The 17,458-nt window shown below is 70.7% G+C and carries 17 protein-coding genes; 6 read left to right on the forward strand and 11 right to left on the reverse strand.

Annotation, left to right across the window (positions count from 1 at the left end):
- Nucleotides 1–46: 46 nt before the first annotated feature.
- From ABTX78_RS21830 to ABTX78_RS21860, 7 genes are all read right to left on the reverse strand, one after another.
- The gene (locus ABTX78_RS21830; protein ID WP_352208447.1) at nucleotides 47–988 is read right to left on the reverse strand and encodes a DUF6397 family protein; all 942 of its coding nucleotides are present in this window, start codon (nucleotides 986–988) and stop codon (nucleotides 47–49) included.
- A gap of 119 nt (nucleotides 989–1,107) precedes the next feature.
- Complete coding sequence (locus ABTX78_RS21835; protein WP_313942622.1) at nucleotides 1,108–1,512, reverse strand: roadblock/LC7 domain-containing protein; 405 nt, start codon at nucleotides 1,510–1,512, stop codon at nucleotides 1,108–1,110.
- 78 nt (nucleotides 1,513–1,590) lie between these two features.
- Nucleotides 1,591–2,196, reverse strand: a complete 606-nt coding sequence (locus tag ABTX78_RS21840; RefSeq protein WP_352208448.1) for a GTP-binding protein — start codon at nucleotides 2,194–2,196, stop codon at nucleotides 1,591–1,593.
- Between the two features lie 499 nt (nucleotides 2,197–2,695).
- Entirely contained in the window at nucleotides 2,696–3,103 is a 408-nt protein-coding gene (locus tag ABTX78_RS21845) for a DUF742 domain-containing protein (protein ID WP_352208449.1), read from the reverse strand.
- Between the two features lie 39 nt (nucleotides 3,104–3,142).
- Complete coding sequence (locus ABTX78_RS21850) at nucleotides 3,143–3,565, reverse strand: roadblock/LC7 domain-containing protein (RefSeq protein WP_352208450.1); 423 nt, start codon at nucleotides 3,563–3,565, stop codon at nucleotides 3,143–3,145.
- Nucleotides 3,562–6,213, reverse strand: a complete 2,652-nt coding sequence (locus tag ABTX78_RS21855) for a nitrate- and nitrite sensing domain-containing protein (protein ID WP_352208451.1) — start codon at nucleotides 6,211–6,213, stop codon at nucleotides 3,562–3,564. Before ABTX78_RS21855 ends, ABTX78_RS21850 begins: the two co-directional genes overlap by 4 nt.
- Nucleotides 6,214–6,268: 55 nt before the next feature.
- Nucleotides 6,269–7,153: an MHYT domain-containing protein gene (locus ABTX78_RS21860; protein ID WP_352208452.1), complete on the reverse strand. Its 885-nt coding sequence runs from the start codon at nucleotides 7,151–7,153 to the stop codon at nucleotides 6,269–6,271.
- Nucleotides 7,154–7,315: 162 nt separating this feature from the next.
- Between ABTX78_RS21860 and ABTX78_RS21865 the strand changes: the two genes are divergently transcribed.
- Complete coding sequence (locus ABTX78_RS21865; RefSeq protein WP_352208453.1) at nucleotides 7,316–7,915, forward strand: class I SAM-dependent methyltransferase; 600 nt, start codon at nucleotides 7,316–7,318, stop codon at nucleotides 7,913–7,915.
- Here ABTX78_RS21865 and ABTX78_RS21870 read toward each other — a convergent pair.
- Nucleotides 7,906–8,667: an alpha/beta fold hydrolase gene (locus ABTX78_RS21870; RefSeq protein WP_352208454.1), complete on the reverse strand. Its 762-nt coding sequence runs from the start codon at nucleotides 8,665–8,667 to the stop codon at nucleotides 7,906–7,908. The genes ABTX78_RS21865 and ABTX78_RS21870 overlap by 10 nt on opposite strands.
- 140 nt (nucleotides 8,668–8,807) lie before the next feature.
- On the opposite strand from ABTX78_RS21870, the gene ABTX78_RS21875 reads away from it, so the two are divergent.
- From ABTX78_RS21875 to ABTX78_RS21885, 3 genes are all read left to right on the forward strand, one after another.
- The gene (locus ABTX78_RS21875; protein ID WP_352208455.1) at nucleotides 8,808–9,335 is read left to right on the forward strand and encodes a PadR family transcriptional regulator; all 528 of its coding nucleotides are present in this window, start codon (nucleotides 8,808–8,810) and stop codon (nucleotides 9,333–9,335) included.
- Nucleotides 9,336–9,498: 163 nt separating this feature from the next.
- Nucleotides 9,499–9,747, forward strand: a complete 249-nt coding sequence (locus ABTX78_RS21880; protein ID WP_352208575.1) for a hypothetical protein — start codon at nucleotides 9,499–9,501, stop codon at nucleotides 9,745–9,747.
- Nucleotides 9,748–9,922: 175 nt separating this feature from the next.
- Nucleotides 9,923–10,732, forward strand: coding sequence for a hypothetical protein (locus ABTX78_RS21885; RefSeq protein ID WP_352208456.1), 810 nt, complete (start codon nucleotides 9,923–9,925; stop codon nucleotides 10,730–10,732).
- A 245-nt stretch (nucleotides 10,733–10,977) separates the two neighbouring features.
- On the opposite strand, the gene ABTX78_RS21890 is transcribed toward ABTX78_RS21885, so the two are convergent.
- From ABTX78_RS21890 to ABTX78_RS21900, 3 genes are all read right to left on the reverse strand, one after another.
- Nucleotides 10,978–11,520 carry an MOSC domain-containing protein gene (locus ABTX78_RS21890; RefSeq protein WP_352208457.1) on the reverse strand — a complete coding sequence of 181 codons (543 nt, stop codon included), beginning with the start codon at nucleotides 11,518–11,520 and terminating at the stop codon, nucleotides 10,978–10,980.
- Between the two features lie 72 nt (nucleotides 11,521–11,592).
- On the reverse strand, nucleotides 11,593–11,775 hold the full coding sequence (locus ABTX78_RS21895) for a tail-anchor membrane protein (RefSeq protein ID WP_352208458.1): 183 nt from the start codon (nucleotides 11,773–11,775) through the stop codon (nucleotides 11,593–11,595).
- 129 nt (nucleotides 11,776–11,904) lie between these two features.
- On the reverse strand, nucleotides 11,905–13,011 hold the full coding sequence (locus ABTX78_RS21900; RefSeq protein WP_352208459.1) for a fatty acid desaturase family protein: 1,107 nt from the start codon (nucleotides 13,009–13,011) through the stop codon (nucleotides 11,905–11,907).
- Between the two features lie 322 nt (nucleotides 13,012–13,333).
- On the opposite strand from ABTX78_RS21900, the gene ABTX78_RS21905 reads away from it, so the two are divergent.
- Nucleotides 13,334–16,165, forward strand: coding sequence for an SCO1167/SCO6262 family helicase (locus ABTX78_RS21905; protein WP_502993930.1), 2,832 nt, complete (start codon nucleotides 13,334–13,336; stop codon nucleotides 16,163–16,165).
- Nucleotides 16,162–17,454: an SWIM zinc finger family protein gene (locus tag ABTX78_RS21910; protein ID WP_352208461.1), complete on the forward strand. Its 1,293-nt coding sequence runs from the start codon at nucleotides 16,162–16,164 to the stop codon at nucleotides 17,452–17,454. The genes ABTX78_RS21905 and ABTX78_RS21910 overlap by 4 nt, the downstream gene beginning before the upstream one ends.
- The last annotated feature ends 4 nt before the right edge of the window (nucleotides 17,455–17,458 follow it).

Raw genomic sequence — 17,458 nt, forward strand, 5'->3', positions numbered from 1 at the left:
ATGCCCCGCCCGGTGTCCAAGCCCGCCTTCCTGGACGCCGCCGGCCTCAGCTCACGGCTCCCGGTCGACGCAAACGGAGCCGCCGGAGCAGTCCGCGCCCGTACGGACTGCGGCGCTTCGGCAGCGGATGCCCGCCTCGCGGAACGGCCTGCCGAGGCCGTCCGGCCTGCCCCGCCTGCCCCGTCCTGGCGGCCGGCCGGGGTGCGGGGCAGCTCTCCCGCGCCTCTCGCAGAGCCTGCGACAGGTTGACCCGATGCCACAGGATCTCGTCGGGGTGGTCCGCCAGCAGCAGGTGCTCGACCACCGCATGCGAAGCCGGCGATTCCGGCCGCGCGGGGACGAGTTCGGGTCGCAGCACCCTCAGCCGCGATCGTTCGTAGGGATCCGGGACGACCTCTGCCACCGTGACCGCGTCGAGCACAGAAGCGATCGCCGCCGCCCGCTCCCATGGATCGGCTGTCACCCTCAGCAGCATCCCGAGGCGCCTGCCGCCCCAGTTCCGCGCTCGCCGGTCCTCGCCCTCTTCGAGCAGCGACCGGAGAGCCGGTGGTGTCCTACCGGTCAGCAGCGCGGGATGTGCCCGGGCGAAGCCCAGTAGCTCTTCCGCGAGATAGAGCCACACCACGGCCCGGTAGCGGTTGAGGTAGAAGCGGATCGGCGTGACGTGGCCCGTGCGCGCGAGACGGGTGAAGCGGGCCGGGCTGATCGAGAGGAGTTCCGCACCCTCCACCGTGCCCACCGTCCGTACACGCTCGCGCAACGTCTCCGGGAAACCCTCGGCCGCCCGCAGCCGCGCGATCTCCTCCTGGGCGACCCGCGGCGGCCCCTCACTCGCCCCGGCCGTGGTGCGGATGTGTCCCAGCTGAACGGCAAGCTCGAACTCGGTCCGCTTCAACTCCAGTTCGCCGGCGGCGCGGCCCGGAGCGACGGCGCGCGTCCTCGTTTCCTGCGTCACCGTGTCCTGCGTGGTCGTGTCCTGCATGGTCATCTCGGTCTCCCCGTGAGTGCGAATACTCTCGGTGACGACCGTAGCCCGAAGCTGTGACATCCCGCCCGGCCTGTGGACAACCATCCGCGCCGGGTCCGGCTCAACAGAATCGGCGCAGGTCAGATGCCGTTCACGCCGGACTGCCTGGCCTCGACGCCGAGGTGCTCACCGACACGGTTGACCATCAACGTCATCTCATAGGCGATCTGGCCGACATCCGCCTCGGCGTCGCTGAGCACGCACAGACAGCTGCCCTCGCCCGCCGCTGTGACGAAGAGCAGGGCCTCGTCGAACTCGACCATGGTCTGACGGGCCTTCCCCGCCCTGAAGTGCCGCCCTGAACCCCGAGCCAGGGAGTGCAGGCCTGACGAGACCGCGGCGAGGTGCTCGGCGTCCTCGCGAGCCAGGCCGGTGCTGGCGCCTGTCACCAACCCGTCGTTGGACAGCACCAACGCGTGCCGTATGTGCTCGATCCTCTTCGTGAGGTCGTCGAGCAGCCAGTCAAGTCCCTTGTCCAACGACATCGTTGATCCTTCCCCGCTCATGCGTTCCCCGTGTGGGCCGTAAGCCTTTCGTACACAGGACCGCTCGGCAAGGTGCAACTAGCCGACGGAATCGAGCAGACGTGCTGTGTGCATCCGTCCGGCATATTCGACGAGCCGCACCAGCACCTCCTTCCCTGAGTCACGGTCACGCGCGTCGCACAGGACAACCGGTGTTCCACGTTCCAGATCGAGGGCGCGGGAAACCTCGTGAGCGCCATATGTTCGCGCTCCGGCAAAACAGTTGACCGCCACCACGAAGGGGATCTGCCGGTGCTCGAAGTAGTCGACGGCGGGGAAGCAGTCGCCGAGTCGCCGCGTGTCGGCGAGAACCACCGCCCCGAGGGCTCCTTGAGACAGTTCGTCCCACAAGAACCAGAAACGATCCTGCCCCGGGGTACCGAAAAGGTAGAGGGACAGACCAGAACGAATAGTGATACGCCCGAAATCCATCGCGACCGTCGTGGTGGACTTCTGGTCGACGCCTCCGGTGTCGTCGACCCCGGTGCCCGCCTGGCTGAGCAGTTCCTCCGTGCGCAGGGGTCTGATTTCACTCACCGCGCCGACAAGCGTGGTCTTTCCGGCACCGAAGCCGCCCGCAACCAGGATTTTCAATGCCAGAGCCGCGTTGTCCCCTTCGGGGGCGGCAGAGCTTTGGGAGACCATCTTTCACTTCTCTCTCAATCGTTCCGGAGTCGTACGCGAGCAGAGGAAAACGTATTGCGGGCCATTCCCGCCGATCGGCCCATGCCCTTCTCCGGGTGATTTCCCGCGACCGGACGGCGGCCACGATTCGTGGGCGCGCGAGGACCACAGCGAGGGGGCGGCACGGAGCCGTGCTCCTGGGCCGCAGCCCGGGTCCTGCGTCTGGGCACACAGACCCGCGCGCGGGCGTCGATCAACGGCCCTCCGAGCTCATCGCCTTCGTCGCCAGGAGCAACTGCGGCCCCTCGTGAGGCGGCTGGAGGAAAGTCCAGTCCCCCATCTCCTCACCAAGCCTGTTCGACCCGTCCCGGCCCCTTCTTCGGAGACTGGCCGAATGTCGTCGGAGGTTCCCGAAACGCGGTCCCATCGAATGCGCCCGGCCAGGACCGGCCGACGGCGAAATGGGCGCCGCGGCAACCGGCGGACCGGCGCCCGGACATGGCGTACGGCCATAGCGCGGTCACAGAGCCCTGAGCCCATCGATGACTTCTCTCAGAATGCGCTCGTCGGGGAGTTGCGCGGGAGGTACCGGGCGGCTGACCCTGACGAAGCCGGCTTCGAGGAGATCACCGAGCAGCACACGGACGACGCCCACCGGCAGATCGGCATCAGCGGCCAGTTCCGCCACGGACTGCGTCTCCGTGCGGCACAGGCCGAGCAGCGAGCGGTGTTCGGGCCCGAGGAGTGATTCCTCTGTCTCGTCGGGTGCGTCCGCTGCGATGTCGACGAGCGCGATGAGGTCGAACCGCACATGAGTGGGGCCCGGTTGGGTGCGCCCGCCCGTCATCGCGTACGGGCGAACGAGAGGACCGGCGTCGGCGTCGTACCACTCGCTGCCCGGGATGTCGGTGTCTACTGCCTCACTCATGGGCTGTCGCCCCCTTCATGGCTGTCGCCCGGCCGTTCGTCAGGGCGCGGCGATGCGTGGCGGGGTCCGGAGGTGCTCGCCCACACGCTTGACGAGACGGGCCATCTCATAGGCGATCAGCCCGATGTCGGCCACGACGGAAGTGAGGACGGCGAGACAGGAGCCGTCCCCCGCGGCCGCCACGAAGAGGAAGCCGTCGTCCATCTCCACCATCGTCTGGCGTACGCCCCCGGCGCCGAAGTGACGCCCCGCCCCCTTGGCGAGGCTGTGGAACCCGGACGCGACCGCGGCGAGGTGTTCGGCGTTCTCGCGGGTGAGTCCATGGGAGGCACCGACCGGCAGGCCGTCGTTGGACAGCACCACGGCATGGCGTACCTCTCCGACGTGAAGGACGAGATCGTCCAGAAGCCAGTCCAGATCCCCCGTGAAAGGGCCCGCAGCGGCTGCCTCGTGCATGGTCATGGTCTTTCTCCTTCGTGGCCGGGTTCTGGTGTGCCGGACGCGGACGTTCCCGTGGGCGTGCCGCCGCCGGGGCTCACGTCGCGCCGCGTGGGCCGCGGAACGGGTCCCCGGCCGGACGGGCCTGTCACGGACCCTCGGGCGGACGGTCCGGTCGCGGCTCCTTGGGAGGAGCCGGGCGCGCCGCCGCCGCCTCGGGTCCAGCCGTTGCGGTACGCCGTCATACGGTCCCGCACCTGCTCGGGGGAACGCTCCGGGTTGTCCTCGCGACCTTCGTAGGAGTCCTCGGCCTCGTCCGGCGACGGGGCTTCGCGGAGCTGCGGGGCGAGGTGCGACTGCCTGACCCGGCGCGGGAGTTCCCCGTCCGGGGGCAGCGGAGGCGCGCTGCGCAACCGCACGGCGCTCACCCCCGGAGGCGAAGAAGGCCCTTGCGGCTGTGCCGAGAGCACGGGGCGCTGGGCGGGGGCTGCCACGGGCGCGCCGTTCGCGGGCTGCGCCGCATCGGTCGGTGGCTTCTGGCGCCTGCTGCGCGGGTCCGGTTCGGGACACGCGCCCGCCGGTGCGGTCAGTGCGCTCTGCAGCAGAGTGGTCGGCAGCAGCACGACCGCGGTGGTGCCGCCGTACGGAGACGTCCGCAGATGGACCTTGATGTCCCGGCGTGCGGAGAGCCGGCTGACGACGAACAGACCGAGCCGCTCGCTGTCGAAGAGGTCCAGGGCCTCGGACTCACCCAGGCGGCGATTGGCCTCTGCCAGTGCGTCCTTGCCCATGCCGAGGCCGCGGTCCTCGATCTCGAGGGCGTAGCCGTTGCCGACGGGTTCGCCACTGACCCGCACTTTGGTGTGCGGCGGTGAGAACTGGGCTGCGTTCTCCACGAGTTCCGCCAGCAGATGCGTCACGTCGGCGACAGCGGCACCGACGACGGCTGTCTCGGGCAGTTGCCGGACCTCCACGCGCGTGTAGTCCTCGATCTCCGAGACAGCGGCCCGCACGACACTGGTCAGCGGGACGGGCATGCGCCATGCGCGGCCGGGCGCGGCGCCGGAGAGGATGATCAGGCTTTCGGCGTGTCGCCTCATACGGGTGGTGAGGTGGTCGAGACGGAAGAGGTCACCGAGTTCGCTCGGGTCGTCGGCGCGGCGTTCCATCGTGTCGAGCAGGGTCAGCTGGCGGTGGACGAGGACCTGGCTGCGGCGGGCGAGATTGACGAAGACACCGGAGATACTGCCGGCGAGTTCGGCGCGTTCGACGGCTGCCCGCAGGGCTGCCCGGTGCACTGTGCCGAGCGCCTCCCCGACCTGGCCGATCTCGTCGTCGGTGGGTCGTCCGTGCGGTGCCTCCGCCTGGATGTCGATCTCTTCGCCGCTACGGAGCCGGCGCATCGCCTGGGGCAGTCGCTGCCGGGCGATCGTGAGAGCGGTGTTGCGAAGACTGGTCAGCTCGACGACGAGACCACGGCCGATGCGCACCGAGATGGCCAGGGACGTGACGACGGCCGCGAGGCCGAGGAGAACGGCGGCACCCGCGGAGGTGAGGAGCCCGTCCTCGACGGGATCGGCGCGCTCGGCCGCGCTGCGGCGGGCGTCGCCGGCAATGGCGAGCATGCCTTCGCCGACGGCTGCGCGGGCCGCGTCCCAGTCCGAAGCCGGAACGACCGACGCGGCCTTGCGCCCCGGGGACGCGGCCACGACCTTGTCCTCGGCGGTCTCCAATCGCCGGTACGCGGGCTGCTTGGCGAGCTCTCGCCAAGCAGCCGCCTCGGGCTCCCGCAGGTCGGTCCCGGCGGATACGGTGAAGGTCCTACGGGTCGCCACGGCTCCGGTGAACATCCGAAGCCGTTCTGTGGCGATCGACTTGCTGAGATGTGCCGAGCTGAGGAGAGCGTCCTCCTGGGCGAGCATCTCGCCGGCCCGGGCGAATTCCAGGAGTACACGGGCGTCGGAGGCGGGTCCGGCGTCTTGGATTCCTGCGAGTGCGCCCGAGACGTCGAGGGCATCGGCGACGACAGAGGTGTACTGCGCGTAAGTGGCGTCCCATGCGGCCTTCCCGCCGAGGACCGCGGTGCGGAGTTCACGCAGCTTCTCCGCACGGGTGACGAACTGCTCGACGCGCACCCCCACTACGTGCGGGGCGCTGTCTCCGGTGGCCACGGTCGTCGTGCCGTCCAGACGGAGCTTGCGCACGGCTTCGTCGGTGCGACGGCCCTCTTGCTCCAGAGCGGTTGCGCGTTCGTCGGACGGGGCCGCCACCTGACGCATCGCGGCGCGCCGCTCGGCCTGGACGGCGGCGACGGCGGCGGTCACCGGAGCGCCGACCAGGGTGTCGAGTGTCTGCAGCTGCCGCAGCCGCGCGACGTCCTGAGCGGTGGAGACGGTGGCGAAGCCCCAGAGGGCGAGCAAGGAGACGACCGGAACCATCAGAAGGGAGATGATCTTCGCGCGTACCGTTCGGGGACGCAGCAGTCGGCCGCCGTTCGCGGTGCCCGAACCGGCGGACGGTTGCGGTATCTCCTCGGGGCGCGGTTTGTGACCGGTGTGTTCGACAGCGGGCGGCCCTGCGTGGGCGCGCCGTCCGCGGGGTGGCTTCGCGGCTGGGGGAGGCAGCGGGTGCGGCGGCGGGGCTGCGCCCTGGTTCCTGCGGGGTGTGCGCATGGCCTCCTCGTTCCGGGTACGGGGCTGGTGGTGCGACAGCCGTGCGATCGGGCGGCTAGGCCGTGGCGGCCGGGGTCGGATGGACGGCCTCACCGGCAGGAGCCGGCTCACCGAGCAGTGTCGGATGACCCTGGGCTGCGGACTGGTCGGCCGACCGGTCCGCAGGATGCCCGTCGGACGGCTCGACCACCTGCTCGGCGACGGTGTACGCACCGCGTTCGTCGGCCGTCGGAGAAAGCGCGACGAAGGCGGAGGTGACGAAGAGATAGGAGCCGAGACCGACCGCGAGGGGGAAGATGAACTGCATCGTCGTCGCCCCGGGCAGATCCCCGCCGGACGGGGCGATGTGCACACGGACTGCCAGCATCCCGGTGTAATGCATGCTGCTCACCGCAGCGCCCATGAGGAGCGAGGCGCCGGCGACCGCGACGGGCGACTTGATGTTGAGTGCCGCCCAGAGGGCAGCAGTTGCGGCGACCACCGCGATGGCGACGGAGAGCGCCACGAGCAACGGGTCGTAGTGCACCGAGCCGTGGAGCTTCAGGGCGGCCATGCCGAGGTAGTGCATGCTCGCCACGCCCAGGCCGGTGGTGAGCCCGCCGATCAGCAGAGACCGGACACGGTCACGTCCGTAGCCGACGCAGAAGACACCGAGACCGACGACAAGCATGGCGACCAGGAGGCTGAGGATGGTGAGAGGCACGTTGTAGCGGATGTCCGTGCCGCGGACGGAGAAGCCGAGCATCGCGACGAAGTGCATCGTCCAGATGCCGGTGCCGATCGAGGAAGCGGCGGTGATCAGCCAGTTGCGGCGGGAGCGCCCGCTCGTGGCGAGCGCACGTACGGTGCAGCGCAGTCCCAGGGCAGCCCCGATGACGGCCATCGCGTACGACAGCGCGGGGGTCAGCAAGCCGAAGGAGGCGTGGTCCAGGTGTCCCATGGGTCAGGGACGCTAGACCTGCTCGGGGCGTACGCCAGGGGCGCAGTTCGAAAGCTGATGGAATATGACAGAGAGAGGTTTCTGCACGATCGTGCCGAGTTCGAACGTGTGCACAGCCCGGTCGCCTACGCGACGGATACGACGCTGAGGGATCATGTCCCCATGTCCGACCACCACACACATGTGCAGGATTTCTTCGGCGCTCGCGCCGCCGACTGGGACTCGCGGTTCCCGGACGACGGCCCGGGGTACGCGGCCGCCGTCGCCGAGCTCGGTCTGACGGAGGGAGACGCGGTACTGGACGCGGGCTGCGGTACGGGGCGTGCACTGCCTGCGCTGCGTTCCGCCGTGGGAACAAGCGGCACCGTCCTCGGGGCCGACCTGACGCCCGCGATGCTCGAAGCGGCTGTTCGTGCGGGACGGGACTCGGACGGAACCCTGCTGCTCGCCGATGTGGCGCGGCTGCCGTTGCGCGACAAGTCACTCGACGCCGTGTTCGCCGCGGGGCTCATCGCGCATCTGCACCAACCTGAAGCCGACGTGTTGGAGTTGGCCCGCGTGGTGCGGCCGGGCGGTGTGCTGGCGCTGTTTCACCCCATCGGGCGGCATGCGCTGGCAGCCCGGCAGGGCCGGCAGATCACCGAGGAGGATCTGCGCGCCGAGGCCAACCTCCGCCCGCTGCTGGAGGGTTCGGGCTGGCAGCTGACGTCGTACGTGGACGAGGACAGCCGCTTCCTCGCGCTGGCCGTACGTCAGGACTGACCTGCCGCCAGCAGACTGATAAAGGCCGCGGGGTTGTCGAACATGACGTTGTGGCCGGCGCCCGGGACCGTGACGACCTTGACCCCGGAGGCCGTCAGTTCGTCCCGGCCGGACAACTCGCCGCTCAGCGCGCCCTGCACAAAGGTGCGGTGCAGCGACAACTCCATCAGCATGCGCCGCATCGTGGGACGTGTGCCGCGCACCAGGCCCGTCGCGCTGCGGTGCAGGGCGAGCGGGTCGGCCAGGCGCATGGTGGCGGACCAGGTCGGCCCCACGCGAGCGAGGACACGGGCGAAGCCGCCACCCGTGACGAACTCCTCCTCGCCGTACGACGCGATGCCGCTGCTGCCCGCGGTGAGGGGAGGGTCGGGATCCAGGTTGGCCTCCGTGACGACCAGCCGTGCCACAAGGTCCGGGCGGCGGTCCGCCAGCACGATGGCGACAGCACCGCCCATGCTGTGCCCGACGATCTCGCCGCCCTTCACGCCAGCCTTGTCGAGAGCGGCCGCGAGGGCCGCGGCGTGGTCCTCGAGTGTGTAGCCGAAGTCGGCGGGCCGGTCGCTGAGTCCATGGCCCGGGAGGTCCACGAACAGTGAGCGGCGCCCGGCCAGTTCCGGGCCGGCGGCGATATGGGCGTGGTAGGCCGCGGAAGCGGCACCCAGTCCGTGCAGAAAGATCCGCGGCGGACAGGCGCCGGCCGCTTCGGTCCAGCGTATGAAGCTGCCCTGTTCATCGAATCGAGCCTGCCGCACAAGCCTCTCCCCCTGTTCGCCTGCTCACCGTCCCTGTACGCCCCTGATCGCGAGCGACCGCGAACGACGCGAAGCAGCATACATCGTAACCGATGTATAGCGGCTAGGCGGTACCACTGTGCTGCGGCACAATGGATGGCATGCTCGAGCTCGCCATCCTCGGTTTTCTCTGCGACAGCCCGCTGCACGGCTACGAACTGCGCAAACGCATCACCGCCCTCACGGGACATGTGAAGCCGGTCGCCGAGAGCACGTTGTATCCGGCGATCAAGAGGCTGGAGAAGGCGTCGTGGCTGGCCCGGGAGACACAGCCCGGCGCGATCGCGGCGCCGCGCCATGTGCTGACGCTCACCGACGAGGGCCGGCAGGAGCTGCGGCGCCGCCTCGCGGAGCCCGTACGTCAGGACATCACCGACGAGAACCGGTGGTTCACGCTGCTGGCGTTCCTTCGGCACCTCGACGACCATGGCCTCCAGGCGAAGGTGCTGCGCCGTCGGCTCATGTTCCTGGACGAGCCTGCCAGCTTCTTCTACGAAGGCGACCGGCCTCTGCGTGCCGAAGAGCTGGACGATCCCTTCCGGCGCGGCATTCTCACCATCGCCCGCGCCACGAGTGAGGCCGAACTGTCGTGGCTGCGGTCGACCCTCCGCAGCCTTGACCGCATCTGAGGCGGGTGGTGCGGAATGTCCCGTTCTCCTCGCCGACGCCTTGGAGCCAACAGAGCGCAGGAATGCCAGACTTGAAAGATCGGCGGCAGATGCCGCACTGGGGAAGGTGGTCCGGGTGATCGACAGAATCAGCAGACTCCGCAAGTTCCTCGCCCACCGGCCGGTGGAGACGACGACCGCGCCGGCCCCCTCGCGCCAGCACAACATATTCGAGGCCGCGGCGTCCTATGTGTCCGGGTGCGCGCAGGACGACCAGGACCAGATGGACGAGGCGGTCGGCTGGGTGTCGCCGGAGGCGCTGTCCTTCGGGATCAGCGAGCTCGCCTGCCGCGCGGTCATCGCCCTGGCCCGTGAGCGGGACGAGGATCCGCACACCGTGGCCCGCAGCCTCCTCGGCCTGCCTGCGGCCTGACGGCACAAGGCCCCGGCGCCTGCCGAGACGAGCCACGGTCGTATGCGGCCCGGGCCTCCGGGCGACGCCGGCGTCGATTCCGCGGCGATGCCTCTCGACGTGCGGGTTACCCACTGGTTAAGGTGCGCCGACGAGCGATCGGCCGGGACCGACGATCGGACATGGGGAGGGTGATGTGACCGGGACGGAAGAAGCCGTCGACGAGGACGCGCTGTTTGTGCTGACCGCCGTGCTCCTGACACCGGCGCAGTTCCCGAGCGTGCTCGGCGACGACTTCCCGGCCGCCTGCGCGGCGCTGGACCTGGAACCGTACGCCGAGGGATACGGGCTGGTCCTGGGCCAGGACTCCGACGGTGCTCGCTGGACGGTCGTCGTCGACGACGTGTCCCTCGTCGCGGTCGCCATCGCCTCGTGGGACTGCGGCATGGAGTACGACCTCTCCCCCGACGAACGCAGCGTCGTGGCGGCCCTGCCCGGCTGGCCCCTGGCCGTCGCGGTCGCTGCTCCCGGAGTGCCGGCACCCCATGACCCGGCCCCGGAGGACAGCATGGACCTGACGCCGCTCGCGCCGCCCGACACCGAGAACTGGGGGCCCGCGCAGCGCCGGCTCGGAGCGGACGAGATCGCGCTCCAGTGGGCCGAGTGGCGGCAGCAGATCAAGGACGAGGAGGCCTTCCCCTCCACGGACGCACAAGCCGAGGGCGAGCCGAAGAAGAGGCACCCCGGTATCCGGCGTGCGTTGGAGTCGGCCCGCACCTACGTGGAGTCCCCGCCGCCCGCCGGCCGGGTCCGCTCCAGCTTCGCGCCGGGCGGCGCACGGACCCTCCGCGCCGACGGCCCCGGCTGGTCGATGGTCGCGAGGACGGACGACATCGCCTTCCTCCTGCTGGACGAGGAGCCGGGCGAGGTCCTGCCCGTCGGACGCGGGCCCGAACTGCCGGGACTGCTCGAAGCTCTGGAGAAGATGGCCGTGCGGCCGGCGTAAGGCACTGCCGTCGGCGTTCGCGATGGTCGGGGGCTTCCCGCTCAGGACGCTACGGCCGACCGCGGCGGACGCAACGGCCCAGGCGGTCCTGACGGTCTTCGCCGAGCGGGCTGTTCGCCAGATCGCACACACCGAGCCGTATCGGCAGGGGTGCCCGGCGAGCCGGGCCCTCGTATGTGGAGAAGGTCAGTTCCTGCCGGGGACCACAGGCACCGTGACCACGACGCCACCCCGTTCCCGGCCGCTCACACCCGCTCCAGCCGCTTGTGCGGACCCGCCGGGAGCTCCACGCCGATCGGGTCGCCCGGCCGGACCACCCCACCCGTCCGCACCACGCTCATGATTCCGGCTTTGTGTACCACCCGGCCGTCGGCGTCCCGGCCGACGACCTGCTTCAGCAGGCCCCGCCGGAAGGCTTCTATCTGCAGGCACGGGTTGCGCAGACCCGTCACCTCGACGACTGCTTCGTCCCCGAGCCTCAGCAGGGTGCCGACCGGCAGCGCCAGCAGGTCGATCCCCTCCGTGGTGATGTTCTCGCCGAGGTCTCCGGGGGCGACCTCGAAGCCGGCCCCGGCGACCTCGTCGAAGAGTTCCGCGTGGATCAGGTGCACCTGCCGGAGGTTCGGCTGGGTGGGGTCCTGGGCGATGCGCGAGCGATGCTTCACGGTGACGCCGGCGTGGATGTCGCCCTCGACCCCGAGTCCGGCGAGCAGCGTGATGCTCTCGCGGTTGGGCTTGGTGAAGGAGTACTCCGTGTTGCTGCTGACCGTCGTGACTGTTCCGCTCATCGCGCGGCGCTCCCCTCGTCCGTGCCGGTGATCATCTGCGACCCTACTCCGGCACGGAGGAGAGCTCCGGGCTCAGCGGCCGATCTCCTTGCGGGACACCCGCCGCAGCCTGCGTCGCTGGCCGGGGTCGAGCATCAAGTAGGCCACCGCGGGCACCCCGATGACGACCAGCAGCGCGAACCAGAATCCGATCAGCGGCATCAGGAGCAGGCCGACGGCCACTCCCCCTATGACAAGCTTCGTACGTGTCGACATGACGCCTCCTCCGCGGCCTGGGCCGCTCCTGCTGTGGGAACGCGCAGGCGCGCTGCACGGTTCCTCCGCGCGTCGGATCCGCCGTGCGTCCGTTCCGCCGTGCGTCCGTGCGTCCGTGCCTCCGTTCCACTATGCGCCGGTGCGCAGCGGTTCGCCGACGTCGTGCATATGGTTCAGCGCCTGCCGGTAGGACTCGACCAGCCCCGTCTCGGTGTAGGGAAGGCCGAGGGAGCGGCAGTGGGCGCGTACCAGCGGCTGGGCGAGCTTCAGGTGGGGGCGCGGCATGCTCGGGAAGAGGTGGTGCTCGATCTGGTAGTTCAGGCCCCCGAGGAACCAGTCCGTCACCGGGTTGCCGCGGACGTTGCGGGAGGTGAGGACCTGACGGTGCAGATGGCCCCAGCGTTGCCCGCTGCCCTCGTCCGGCATCTCCATGCCCTTGTGGTTCGGGGCGAACGCCATGCCCAGATGAAGACCGAGGAGCATCTGGTGGATCAGGGCGAAGACGAGTGCCTGGCCGAGCGGCATGGCGATCAGCAGCAGCGTGGCGTATCCGGCGACGTGGGCGAAGAGCAGCGCGGCTTCGACGGCACGTGAGCGTGCGGACCGGTGCGGGCCGCCCCGGGAGAACACGGCCCTGAATCCGTAGATCTTGAGCGCTATGCCTTCGAGGGTGGTCAGCGGGAAGAACAGCCAGGCCTGGTGCCGGGTGAGCCAGCCGTGGAATCCGTCGCGCCCCACCGCCTGCTTCTGGGTGAAGACGAGGATGTCGGCGGCGACGTCCGGGTCCTTGTCGATGTGGTTGGGGTTGGCGTGGTGGCGGTTGTGCTTGTCGTTCCACCATTCCTGGCTCATGCCGAGCAGCAGATTGGCGTGGACGAGCTGGATGAGCCGGCTCCTGCCGCGGTCCGCGGTGATCTGAGCGTGTCCGGCGTCGTGGCCGAAGAAGGCAGTGCGGGTGGAGAACACGGCCAGCGGCACGGCCAGCAGGAGTACCCACCAGGAGCCGCCGACGAGGGCGATGGCGGTGATCACGGCGGCGAGAGCGAGCAGATTGACCGCGATCCCGCGGGCGTACCAGCCGGGACGGCGCTCGAGGAGCCCTTGTTCTCTGACGGTCCGCAGGAGAGGCGCGAATGCGCTTCCCGCGTGGTCGCCCCCCGCTCTCCGCTGTGCGCCGGCTCCCGGGGGAGCCGGCGCGGACGACGGGTCCGCGAGGGTGGCGGTGGCCTGAGGCATGTGGGTCTCCGGTCTGTGGGCCGTGGGCGGGCTGCGACTGCGCTGACCTGAGAAAACGTATGTACGCGGGGCCCGCGCGGACCATGGCGCCACCACCCGGACCGCTCTGGGGACAGCCCACCGCCGGCAGTGCTGCCAGCTACACCCTTAAGGGTTGATGCGAGGGGGGTCACAGCGGGGGAAGCGACGTTGTACGACTTCGTGGGGTACCCTCGGCGACTCCCGGCCCGCAGTAGTCAAATTTGAGGAATGCGTCTTCGCTGTGCACCGATCCTCCGCGGCAACGTCCTCCCCGACCCTCTCACCCTGCTCCCCCTCCACCCTGGTCCCCGGTTCCGTCACCGCACTCGCACGCTGCTCCGCGGTGTTCGTGCCCGCCGATCCGGCCCGCGCGGGACACGTCGTGTTCTGGGATCCGGACGGCGCCGATCTGCCCGACATCCCCGGAACCGCCGAGCCGATCGTCCTGGTGGGGGACGACTCCCGCCTGCACACCGTCCCCGCCGTCCTCCTGCCCGTGCGCACGGCGTTGCCCGTCCTGACGAGGGCGCGCGCCGGCAGCGAGGCGTCGCCCGCCGCGGCGTTCTGGGGCGCGGCCACCGTGCTCGCGCTCCAACTCGTCGCCCGTGGGCTGCTGTTGCCGGGGCTCACCGCGACCGATCACGACACCTGGCGGGTCGGGCCGCTGACGCCCGAGGATCTGGAACGCATCCGCCGACTCGCCGCGTCGATGCCGCCTTCCGCCCACGCCGTGCCACTGGACACCGCGGCCGAACCTCTCCTGCTGCACGAGCCCGAGCGGCTGTTGCGCTCGTTCCTGGACGCCGTCGCGGACGGTCTGCCGCGCACCCCTGCCGCTCCGCAGGCCGTCGGCGGTCCCGCCTTCTCCGCCGACAAGGCCGAGCGGTTGCCCGCCGCGCGGACCTGGGCCGCCGACGTCGCCGCGGGTCACGACGCCGGCGTCCGCCTGTCCCTTCGTATCGAACTCACCGAGCCCGATTCGGCGGAAGGCCCGGCCTTCCGTGCCGTGCTCCAGATGCACCGCGTCAGTGATCCAACCGTCGTCGTGGACGCAGCCGAGGTCTGGGCGGGCGGCAGATCGAGCACGGAGTTCGGACCGAGGGCCCGGATGGACGCCCTGCTCGCGCTGCGACGGGCCGCCCGTGCCTGGAGTCCCCTCACGCCGCTGCTCCAGGCCGCCGTGCCCGACGCCATCGAGCTCGCCGACGAGGAGATCACCGAACTCCTCGGCGAGGCCGCACGCGCGCTCGCGGTCGGCGGCGTCCAGGTGCACTGGCCGAAGGAGATGGCGCACCGGCTCACCGCACGTGCCGTCGTCGGCCCGCCCGACGACGGGCCCAGCATCCCCCGCGCCGAGGGCTCCGGAATGCCCTCGTTCCTGTCCGGCGACTCCCTCCTCGCCTTCAACTGGTGGTTCGCGCTGGGCGACAAGCAGCTCAGTCGCGAGGAGCTGGACCGGCTCGCGGAGGCCGGCAGACCCGTGGTGCGGCTGCGCGACCAGTGGGTCCTCATCGACCCCGAAGAGGCCCGGCGCGCCCGCGACCGCCAGAACCGTACGCTCTCGCCGGTCGACGCACTCGGTGCCGTCCTCACCGGTTCGACCGAGATCGACGGCCGCCGTGTCGACGTCGAGGCAACCGGGTGGATGGCGCAGCTGCGCGACCGGCTCGCCGACCCCGAGGGCGGTACGCAGGAGATCGGACAGCCCGCCGCGCTGACGGCGACCCTGCGCGACTACCAGCTGCGCGGGCTGAACTGGCTGAACCGGATGACCTCCCTCGGTCTCGGCGGCTGCCTCGCCGACGACATGGGCCTGGGCAAGACCATCACCCTCATCGCCCTCCATCTGCATCGGCAGACCGACGCATCGGCCGCCGGTCCCACCCTCGTCGTATGTCCGACGTCGCTGATGGGGAACTGGCAGCGGGAGATCGAGCGGTTCGCCCCCGGCACGCCCGTGCGCCGGTTCCACGGCGCGTCCCGCAGTCTGGAGAACCTCGTCGCCGGCGAGTTCGTGCTCACCACCTACGGCACGATGCGGCTCGACGCGGCCCGGCTCGGGCAGACCGCGTGGGGCATGGTCGTCGCCGACGAGGCGCAGCACGTCAAGAACCCGTACTCCGCCACCGCCCGGCAGCTGCGCACCATCGGCGCCAAGGCCCGGGTTGCGCTCAGCGGGACACCCGTCGAGAACAATCTCTCCGAGCTGTGGGCGATCCTCGACTGGACGACACCGGGGCTCCTGGGACGGCTCGCCACTTTCCGCAGCCGTTACGCGCAGGCGGTGGAGGGCGGGAGCGATCCGGCTGCGGCCGGCCGACTCGCCGCGCTGGTACGGCCGTTCCTCCTGCGCCGGCGCAAGTCGGACCCCGGGATCGCACCCGAACTGCCCCCGAAGACCGAGACCGACCGGGCCGTGTCACTGACCGTCGAGCAGACCGGGCTGTACGAGGCGGTGGTGCGGGAGACCCTGGCGGCGATCTCCGAAGCCGACGGCATGGCGCGGCGCGGCCTGGTGGTGAAGCTGTTCACCGCTCTCAAGCAGGTCTGCAACCACCCGGCGCAGTACCTCAAGGAGGAGCAGCCCCGGATCGCGGGCCGTTCGGGCAAGTTGGAGCTGCTCGACGAACTGCTCGACACGATCCTGTCCGAGGATGCGTGCGTGCTGGTCTTCACCCAGTACGTCCAGATGGCGCGGTTGCTGGAGCGGCATCTTGCCGCGCGCGGTGTACGGACGCAGTTCCTGCACGGCGGCACGCCCGTCGCGGAGCGCGAGGCCATGGTGAACCGCTTCCAGGACGGTGAAGTCCCCGTCTTCCTGCTGTCGTTGAAGGCCGCGGGCACGGGGCTCAACCTCACCCGCGCCGGTCATGTCGTGCACTACGACCGCTGGTGGAACCCGGCTGTCGAGGCCCAGGCGACCGACCGCGCCTACCGCATCGGGCAGACACAGCCGGTGCAGGTGCACCGGATGATCACAGAGGGGACCATCGAGGACCGCATCGCCGAGATGCTGGCGCGCAAGCAGGAGCTGGCCGACGCGGTGCTCGGCTCCGGCGGCGAGGCCGCGCTGACGGAACTGACCGACGCCGAGCTGGCGGATCTGGTGGAGCTGCGAGGGGGCGCGCGATGAGCGTGGGGGACGACAACGAGCGGACGTTCGCGGCGCTGCCGCCCGAGCGCGGCCGCGGCTTCGCCTGTACGTGGTGGGGCCGGACCTGGCTCAAGGCACTGGAGGACACGGCGCTCGACTCCGGGCAGCTCAAGAAGGGCCGGCGGCACGCGCGTGAGGGTGCGGTCGGTGCCGTGTCGGTGCGCCCCGGACGGATCACCGCCGTCGTACGGGACCGGGACGGCACGGGGCAGCGCAGCGATGTGCTGCTCCAGGAGTTCGACGAGGCCGCCTGGGACCGGTTCCTGGACATGGCGGTCGACCGCGCCGGGCACATCGCGGCGCTGCTCGACCGGGAGATGCCGCCCGTCCTGGTGGAGGACGCCGCCGCCGCGGGTCTCGAACTCCTGCCCGGTATCGGCGACTTGGAGCCCGAGTGCACCTGTGGGGCCTGGGACCTGTGCCCGCACACCGCTGCCCTCTGCTATCAGGTGGCGAGGCTTCTCGACCAGGACCCGTTCGTCCTGCTGCTGATGCGGGGGCGCGGTGAGCGCCCGCTGCTGGACGAGCTCCAGGTACGGAGCATGGCGCGGGCTTCGGGCGACACACCCGAGGAGGACACCGAGCCGGCACCGGAAGGAGTGCGGGCCGACGAGGCGTTCGCGGCCGGAGGCATACTCCCGCCGCTACCCGCTCCCCCACCGCTGCCGGACGAGCCGGGTCAGCCGCCGTCCTTGGACACCGGGACGGAACCGCCGCCCGGCATCGACCCCGGCGCGCTGGAGTTCCTCGCCGCGGACACGGCCACCCGAGCCCTCCGGATGCTCGCCGAGGCACTCGCGCCGGATCATCGAAGTCCGGCGCTCGAAGAGACGTTGACGACCGAGCAGGACCTGGTGCGCCTCGCGTCGTCGGCGCCCGCAGGGGTGATCGCGTCCCGTCTCGCATCGGCCACCGTGCGGCAGCGCGCCGTTCTGGATCTGGCGGTGCGCGCCTGGCGCACGGGAGGCCCGGCCGCGCTGTCCGTGTTCGACGAGGAGTGGGACCCGGAGCCGGCGGATCTCGCCCGGGCGACGACACTGTTGGAAGAGGCCTGGGAGGAGCCGGATCGGCCCCGGTTGCGCGTGTCGGGACCGGGACGGTGGGTGGTGCCGGGCTCCGGTGCGCAGTTGCGTCTGGGACGTGACGGCCGCTGGTGGCCGTATCGCAAGGAGAGCGGCCGCTGGGCCCCCGCCGGGCCCGCGGACCACGATCCCGCTGCGGCGCTCGCGGGGGTGCTGGACCAGGCCGGGCCGCCCGGGCAGGGCTGAGCCG

This window comes from Streptomyces sp. NPDC096193 (assembly GCF_040302905.1).
Lineage (GTDB): Bacteria > Actinomycetota > Actinomycetes > Streptomycetales > Streptomycetaceae > Streptomyces.